3 protein-coding genes are annotated in these 8,289 nt (G+C 49.1%); 1 reads left to right on the top strand and 2 read right to left on the bottom strand.

The genetic code is table 11. The features are described from left to right. Positions 1 to 6,269: tandem-95 repeat protein (locus tag R8N49_RS13830; RefSeq protein ID WP_318190007.1), on the bottom strand; the 6,269-nt coding region annotated here is incomplete at its 3' end. Further along, on the bottom strand, positions 6,244 to 6,576 hold the full coding sequence (locus tag R8N49_RS13825) for a hypothetical protein (RefSeq protein WP_318190006.1): 333 nt from the start codon (positions 6,574 to 6,576) through the stop codon (positions 6,244 to 6,246). The genes R8N49_RS13830 and R8N49_RS13825, both read right to left, overlap by 26 nt. A 400-nt stretch (positions 6,577 to 6,976) precedes the next feature. Here R8N49_RS13825 and R8N49_RS13820 point away from each other — a divergent pair, with 400 nt between their 5' ends. After that, positions 6,977 to 8,287 (top strand): TolC family outer membrane protein, encoded by a 1,311-nt coding sequence (locus tag R8N49_RS13820; RefSeq protein ID WP_318190005.1) that lies wholly within the window; start codon positions 6,977 to 6,979, stop codon positions 8,285 to 8,287. Positions 8,288 to 8,289: the final 2 nt, after the last annotated feature.

Genomic DNA, 8,289 nt, shown 5'->3' with positions numbered 1-8,289 from the left:
TTCACCGTTTGGCTAACGCTCTCGCCGCTTGGATCGGTGGCGGTAAAGGTTAGGGTTTCTGAGCCATTCCAGTCTGCCGTTGGGCTAATGGTCGCGATGCCATTTTCTATTGAGACATAGACATTACTGTTACCTGAGAAGCTAAACGTTAACTCACCATCGGCGTTATCCACATCACTGAAGGCCGTATTCAGATCGATGCTGTATGGCGTAAAGTCTTCCGCCAAGGTTTGATCTGCAATGTTGCTTTCAACCACAGGCGTGTCGTTCACCGCATTCACGGTGACGTTGACCGTCGCTTGGTCAGTCAGCGAACCATCGGTGATGGTGTAATTGATTTCGGCATCACCATGGAAGTTCTCGGCCGGTGTGAACACCAGTTTGCCATCAACAATCTCAACTGTCCCTTGGTCACTCGGCACAGACGCCGAGTCAATACGTAATGTATCACCATCGATGTCAGTATCGTTTGGCAGGACATCAATCGTCACTGGCGTGTCTTCGTCAGTAATGGCCGTGTCATCGTTTGCCACTGGCGCATCGTTGACTGGTGTGACATCGACGTTCACCGTGGTGGACTCTGATACCCCACCCGACGTAACGATGTAGGTGAAGCTGTCTGTACCGTGGTAGTTGTCATTCGGCGTGTAGGTCACGCTGCCATCCGGGTTGACCGAGACCGTGCCGTTAGCTGGTCCATTGTTGGTATCCAGCGACACCACTTTGTCGTCGCCTTCGAACGTGTCGTTACCTAAGACCTTGATGATGGTTGGCGTGTCTTCCACAACCGTCGCTTTATCTGCCACGATGTCCGCCACAGGCGCAACTGTGAAGTTCACCGTTTGGCTAACGCTTTCACCGCTTGGATCGGTAGCAGTAAAGGTCAATGCTTCTGAGCCGTTCCAGTCCGCGGTTGGAGTGAACGTAGCAATACCGTTGACGATCGCCACTTGAATGTTGCTGTTGCCAGAGACACTGAAGCTCAGCTCGCCATCAACATTATCCACATCACTGAAGGCCGTATTCAGATCGATGCTGTATGGCGTAAAATCTTCCGCCAAGGTTTGGTCTGCAATGTTGCTTTCAACCACAGGCGTGTCGTTCACCGCATTCACGGTGACGTTGACCGTTGCTTGGTCAGTCAGTGCACCATCAGTAATCGTGTAAGTAATTTCAGCGTCACCATGGAAGTTCTCAGCTGGCGTGAACACCAACTTGCCGTCAACAATCTCGACTGTCCCTTGCTCACTCGGCACAGACGCCGATTGGATAGACAGCGTATCACCATCAATATCGGTGTCGTTTGGCAGGACATCAATCGTCACTGGCGTGTCTTCGTCAGTAACGGCATTGTCATTGGTCGCCACTGGCGCATCGTTCACTGGCGTCACATCGACGTTCACCGTGGTGGACTCTGATACCCCACCTGACGTAACGATGTAGGTAAAGCTGTCTGCACCGTGGTAGTTGTCGTTTGGCGTGTAAGTCACGCTGCCATCCGGGTTGACCGAGACCGTACCGTTAGCTGGACCGTTGTTGGTATCGAGCGACACCACTTTATCGTCGCCTTCGAACGTGTCGTTACCTAGGACGTTAATTATGGTCGGCGTGTCTTCCACAACCGTCGCGTTGTCTGCCACGATGTCCGCCACAGGCGCTACCGTGAAGTTCACCGTTTGGCTAACGCTCTCGCCGCTTGGATCGGTGGCCGTAAAGGTCAGCGCTTCTGAGCCGTTCCAGTCTGCGGTTGGAGTGAACGTAGCAATACCATTTTCTATTGAGACATTGACATTACTGTTGCCTGAGACGCTAAACGTTAACTCGCCATCCACATTATCCACATCGCTGAAAGCGGTATTTAGATCGATGCTGTATGGCGTAAAATCTTCCGCCAAGGTTTGGTCTGCGAGGTTGCTTTCAACCACAGGCGTGTCGTTCACCGCATTCACGGTGACGTTGACCGTCGCTTGGTCGGTCAGTGCACCATCGGTGATGGTGTAAGTAATTTCGGCGTCACCATGGAAGTTCTCGGCCGGTGTGAACACCAGTTTTCCGTCAACGATCTCAACTGTACCTTGTGTTTCAGGTACGGAAGCCGATTGGATAGACAGCGTATCGCCATCAATGTCGGTGTCGTTTGGCAGGACATCAATTGTCACTGGCGTGTCTTCGTCAGTAACAGCGGTATCATCGTTTGCCACTGGCGCATCGTTCACTGGCGTCACATCGACGTTCACTGTGGTGGATTCACTGACCCCACCGGAGGTAACGATGTACGTGAAGCTGTCTGTGCCGTGGTAGTTGTCGTTCGGCGTGTAGGTCACGCTGCCGTCCGGGTTGACCGAGACCGTGCCGTTCGCTGGACCGTTATTGGTATCGAGCGACACCACTTTGTCGTCGCCTTCAAACGTGTCGTTACCTAGGACGTTAATGATGGTCGGCGTGTCTTCCACAACCGTCGCGTTGTCTGCCACGATGTCCGCCACAGGCGCTACTGTGAAGTTCACCGTTTGGCTGACGCTTTCACCGCTTGGATCGGTGGCCGTAAACGTTAGGATTTCAGAGCCGTTCCAGTCCGCGGTTGGAGTGAACGTAGCAATACCATTGACGATCGCCACTTGAATGTTGCTATTACCAGAAACGCTGAAGCTCAGCTCGCCATCCACATTATCCACATCGCTGAAAGCAGTATTTAGATCGATGCTGTATGGCGTGAAATCTTCCGCCAAGGTTTGGTCTGCAATGTTGCTCTCAACCACAGGTGTGTCGTTCACCGCATTCACGGTGACGTTAACCGTCGCTTGGTCGGTCAGTGAACCATCGGTGACGGTGTAAGTGATTTTAGCATCGCCATTGAAGTTCTCAGCCGGTGTGAACACCAGTTTTCCATCAACAATCTCGACTGTCCCTTGCTCACTCGGCACAGATGCCGAGTCAATCGACAGCGTATCGCCATCGATGTCAGTATCGTTTGGTAGGACATCAATCGTGACAGCGGTATCTTCTTGTGTTGTTGCCGCGTCATCGTTTGCCACTGGCGCATCGTTGACTGGTGTGACATCGACGTTCACCGTGGTGGACTCCGATACCCCACCGGAGGTGACGATGTAGGTGAAGCTGTCTGTACCGTGGTAGTTGTCATTCGGCGTGTAGGTCACGCTGCCATCCGGGTTGACCGAGACCGTGCCGTTCGCTGGACCGTTATTGCTATCCAGCGACACCACTTTATCGTCGCCTTCAAACGTGTCGTTACCTAAAACCTTAATGATGGTCGGCGTGTCTTCCACAACCGTCGCTTTATCTGCCACGATGTCCGCCACAGGCGCCACTGTGAAGTTCACCGTTTGGCTGACGCTTTCACCGCTTGGATCAGTAGCCGTAAACGTCAGCGCTTCTGAGCCGTTCCAGTCTGCCGTTGGAGTGAACGTAGCAATCCCATTGACGATCGCCACTTGAATGTTGCTGTTGCCAGAGACGCTGAAGCTCAGATCGCCATCCACGTTATCCACATCGCTGAAAGCGGTATTCAGATCGATGCTGTATGGCGTAAAGTCTTCTGCCAAGGTTTGGTCTGCAATGCCGCTTTCAACCACAGGCGTGTCGTTCACCGCATTTACGGTGACGTTGACCGTAGCTTGGTCAGTCAGTGCACCATCGGTGATGGTGTAAGTAATTTCGGCGTCGCCATTGAAGTTCTCAGCTGGCGTGAACACCAACTTGCCGTCAACGATCTCGACTGTGCCTTGTGCTTCAGGTACAGACGCTGATTGGATAGACAGCGTATCACCATCAATATCGGTGTCGTTTGGCAGGACATCAATCGTCACTGGCGTGTCTTCGTCAGTAACGGCATTGTCATTGGTCGCCACTGGCGCGTCATTGACTGGTGTGACATCGACGTTCACCGTGGTGGACTCTGATACCCCACCGGAAGTGACGATGTAGGTAAAGCTGTCTGTACCGTGGTAGTTGTCGTTTGGCGTGTAAGTGACGCTGCCATCCGGGTTGACCGAGACCGTGCCGTTGGCTGGACCGTTATTGGTATCCAGCGACACCACTTTGTCGTCGCCTTCGAACGTGTCGTTACCTAAGACCTTGATGATGGTTGGCGTATCTTCCACAACCGTCGCGTTGTCTGCCACGATGTCCGCCACAGGCGCTACCGTGAAGTTCACCGTTTGGCTGACGCTTTCACCGCTTGGATCAGTAGCCGTAAACGTTAGGATTTCAGAGCCGTTCCAGTCTGCCGTTGGAGTGAACGTAGCAATCCCATTGACGATCGCCACTTGAATGTTGCTGTTGCCAGAGACGCTGAAGCTCTGCTCGCCATCAACATTATCCACATCGCTGAAAGCGGTATTTAGATCGATGCTGTATGGCGTGAAATCTTCCGCCAAGGTTTGGTCTGCAATGTTGCTCTCAACCACAGGCGTGTCGTTCACCGCATTCACGGTGACGTTGACCGTGGCTTGGTCAGTCAGCGAACCATCGGTGACGGTATAAGTGATTTCGACATCACCATTGAAGTTCTCGGCCGGTGTGAACACCAGTTTGCCGTCAACAATCTCAACTGTACCTTGTGTTTCAGGTACGGAAGCCGATTGAATAGACAGCGTATCGCCATCAATATCGGTGTCGTTTGGCAGAACATCAATCGTCACTGGTGTATCTTCGTCAGTAACAGCGGTATCATCGTTTGCCACTGGCGCATCGTTCACTGGCGTCACATCGACGTTCACCGTGGTGGACTCTGATACCCCACCGGACGTAACGATGTAGATGAAGCTGTCTGTGCCGTGGAAGTTGTCGTTTGGTGTGTAAGTGACGCTGCCATCCGGGTTGACCGAGACCGTGCCGTTGGCTGGGCCGTGATTGGTATCCAGCGACACCACTTTATCGTTGCCTTCGAACGTGTCGTTATCTAAAACCTTAATGATGGTTGGTGTGTCTTCCACAACCGTCGCTTTATCTGCCACGATGTCCGCCACAGGCGCTACCGTGAAGTTCACCGTTTGGCTAACGCTCTCGCCGCTTGGATCGGCGGCAGTAAAGGTCAGCGCTTCAGAGCCGTTCCAGTCTGCCGTTGGGCTAATGGTCGCGATGCCATTTTCAATCGACACCAACACGTTGCTGTTGCCAGAGACGCTAAACGTTAACTCGCCATCCACGTTATCCACATCGCTGAAAGCGGTATTTAGATCGATGCTGTATGGCGTAAAGTCTTCCGCCAAGGCTTGGTCTGCAATGCTGCTTTCAACCACAGGCGTGTCGTTCACCGCATTTACGGTGACGTTGACCGTCGCTTGGTCAGTCAGCGAACCATCGGTCACGGTGTAAGAGATTACAGCGTCACCATGGAAGTTCTCAGCCGGTGTGAACACCAGTTTTCCATCAATAATTTCGACAGAACCTTGGTCACTCGGCACAGACGCTGATTCAATCGACAGCTTATCACCATCAATATCGGTGTCGTTTGGCAGGACATCAATCGTTACTGAGCTATCTTCCTCTGTAATTGTTGTATCATTAGAGGCAATAGGCGCATCGTTAACTGAGTTTACTGTTACCGAAACTTGAGCTTCATCCTCTAACTCACCATCTGAGATGGTGTAGCTAATCGTTGCATTACCGTTGAAATTTTCAGCCGGAGTGAAAACAAGCTTACCATCGATAATCTCAACGATACCTTGCTCTTCTGGTACAGAAGCAGAGGTAATGATTAAATCATCACCTTCAATATCACTGTCGTTAGCGAGCACATCAATTACAACCAGGGAATCTTCGTCAGTTTGAATCGCATCATTAGTTGCTATTGGCGCGTCATTAACAGGCGTAATATCTAAGTTAGCAGTGCCATTAATAACACCACCATCATCATCAATGATGTCATAGGAGAATGACACTTCAGTGTCATCATCAGCTTCTGGGATGTAAGTCCAAGAGCCATCGCTGTTATCAATTAAGGTGCCATTCCCACTCTCAATAGTGACGTTTGTAATGACAAGAGTATCGGCATCATCAATATTGACATTCGATAGTAATTCTTCAGTAGTTATCGTGATTGGATCGCTATCTTCCTCAACAGCGCTTAATGTCACTGGAGAATTAGTAAGTGGCTTACTTGAGCCATCCCCACTTGTCTCGATACCTGTTGTGAAGAAGTCATTTAAGGTCAACGCTTGTGTTTCAGATAAGCCGAGGGATTCTAGGCCAATAGTTTCAAAGTTTGTTGAGGCTAGCACTTCAGTACCATCTCGTATCTCGTACAATCGTGGCACTATTTTGCAAACTGGAGCCACTATTTTCACCCGCTGCAGGTGCGAGTTCTTCATCAAAAGCAGAAGGGTCTTGACCTTGCTCAATAGCACTAATAATCTGTGCTACATCGTCTGAAATATCTTTTAAACCTTGCTCTTGAGCAAGCTGAATTTTCAGGTCTTGAGGCGCAGCATCTGTCATTGCCACTATCACTTCACCTGGTAGAGGCTGCTGTCCTTCTGCAAGGACTCTCAGCTGCCCATCCAAACCTATTACGACGACTTGATTACCGAGTGGCACTAATGCTGTACGATCCATATAAACCTTAACCCTAAATAACTGTCAAGTTTTTGACTAACAATACTAATTTGCTATATATTGCCCGAATATATAGTGCAATAACAGCAATTTGATGCTCAATAAAGTAATTATGTGTCATACATCAATAAGAATCCAGATGCATAAGTGTTTTATTTTATTAAAATCTGGACTCTCGTTTCTAGCCATTACCTCCATGTTTAATTTGAGATCTTAATTCAATTTTTAGGCAGATTTAGTAGGTTGATTTATCAAAATTGAAACAAATGAACAGCGAATCAACAGGTTACTTCATCGCATATTAATGTTATTGTGCGCTAAATTATTGACGCCCTTATAAGTATTCCACTTATAAGCCCTATCACCTCGAGAATTTTTACCATTATCTAGGAGAATCACAGTGAAGTGGACTCGTGCCAACGCCTTTTGTATTGGTATGTTCACCGCTAGTCATGCTTTTGGGCAAACGCTAGAGCAAGCGGTTGAAAACACATTAAAAACCAATCCTGACATCAAAAGTGCGTTCAATGAATTCGTTAGCAGGCAGTATGTGAATGAAGCATCTGGTGGTGCTTACCTCCCATCCGTAGACTTAGATGCCGGTATCGGTTACGAAGGAATCAAACCTGCAGAGTCAGGGCGAGATTCAACCGATCTGACAAGAAAAGAAGCCACCGTGACACTAACCCAGCTAATATGGGATGGCTCAGCGACACTTAATGATATGGATCGAACAGCAGCTGATGCTGAATCGGTCCGTTATCAACTTCTAGCTGATGCCCAAGACACCGCTTTAGAGGTCGCGAAAGTTTATTTAGACTCAGTAAAAGCTTATGAAATTCTGACACTTTCCGAGAATAACTTGAAAGTGCATAAGAAGATCTATGAAGACATTAAAAAGCGAGTTAACTCAGGTATCGGTTCTACAGCAGACCTAACCCAGGTAGAGGCTCGTTTAGCAAAGGCTCACGGTAACTTGGTGGCAGCTCAGAACAACTTATATGACAGCCACACCACCTTTACACGCCTTGTCGGACAGTCACCACAAGGATTGATTTTCCCAAGAGCGGACCAAAACTTTATTCCCTACACCATCGATGAAGCGATTGACTTGGCATTCGAGTCACATCCAGTAATCAAAATTTCGGTAGCTGATGTGGACTCTGCAAAGTTCCAATACAAGCAATCTAAGGGAACTTACTACCCAACGATATCGGTAGAAGCGGCTCAAACATGGCGTGATGATGCAAGCGGTATCGAAGGAAGCAGCGAAGAGACAACAGCAATGTTACGTATGCGTTACAACCTCTTTAACGGTGGTAGTGACGTAGCCAACGCTGAAAGTTTTGCCTACCAACTAAATAAAGCAAAAGACCTAAGAGAACGTGCATACCGCCATGTAGAAGAAGGTCTTCGTCTATCTTGGAGTGCGTTAGATTTAACACTTCAACAAAAAGAGTTCCTAGCGGATCACGTAGATTCGGCCTCTGAAACTGTCATCGCCTACGAAAAGCAGTATCGCATTGGAAAACGCACTCTGCTGGACTTGTTAAATACTGAAAACGAACTTTTCGAAGCGAGAAAGAACTACTTAGATGCTCGATACTCAGAGCAGTACGCCAAGTACCGCGTTATGAACGCGACTGGCCAATTGTTAAATGCCTTGCGTGTCGATGTACCTACAGAATGGAATGAAAAGGTGGAGTACTGATC

Source organism: Vibrio sp. 1978, assembly GCF_033344345.1.
This window is presented reverse-complemented; position numbering and strand designations above follow the sequence as displayed.

Bases quoted from the DNA above. Each gene is read 5' to 3' on its own strand.
- R8N49_RS13825 (WP_318190006.1), bottom strand. From the start codon at position 6,576: ATGGATCGTACAGCATTAGTGCCACTCGGTAATCAAGTCGTCGTAATA.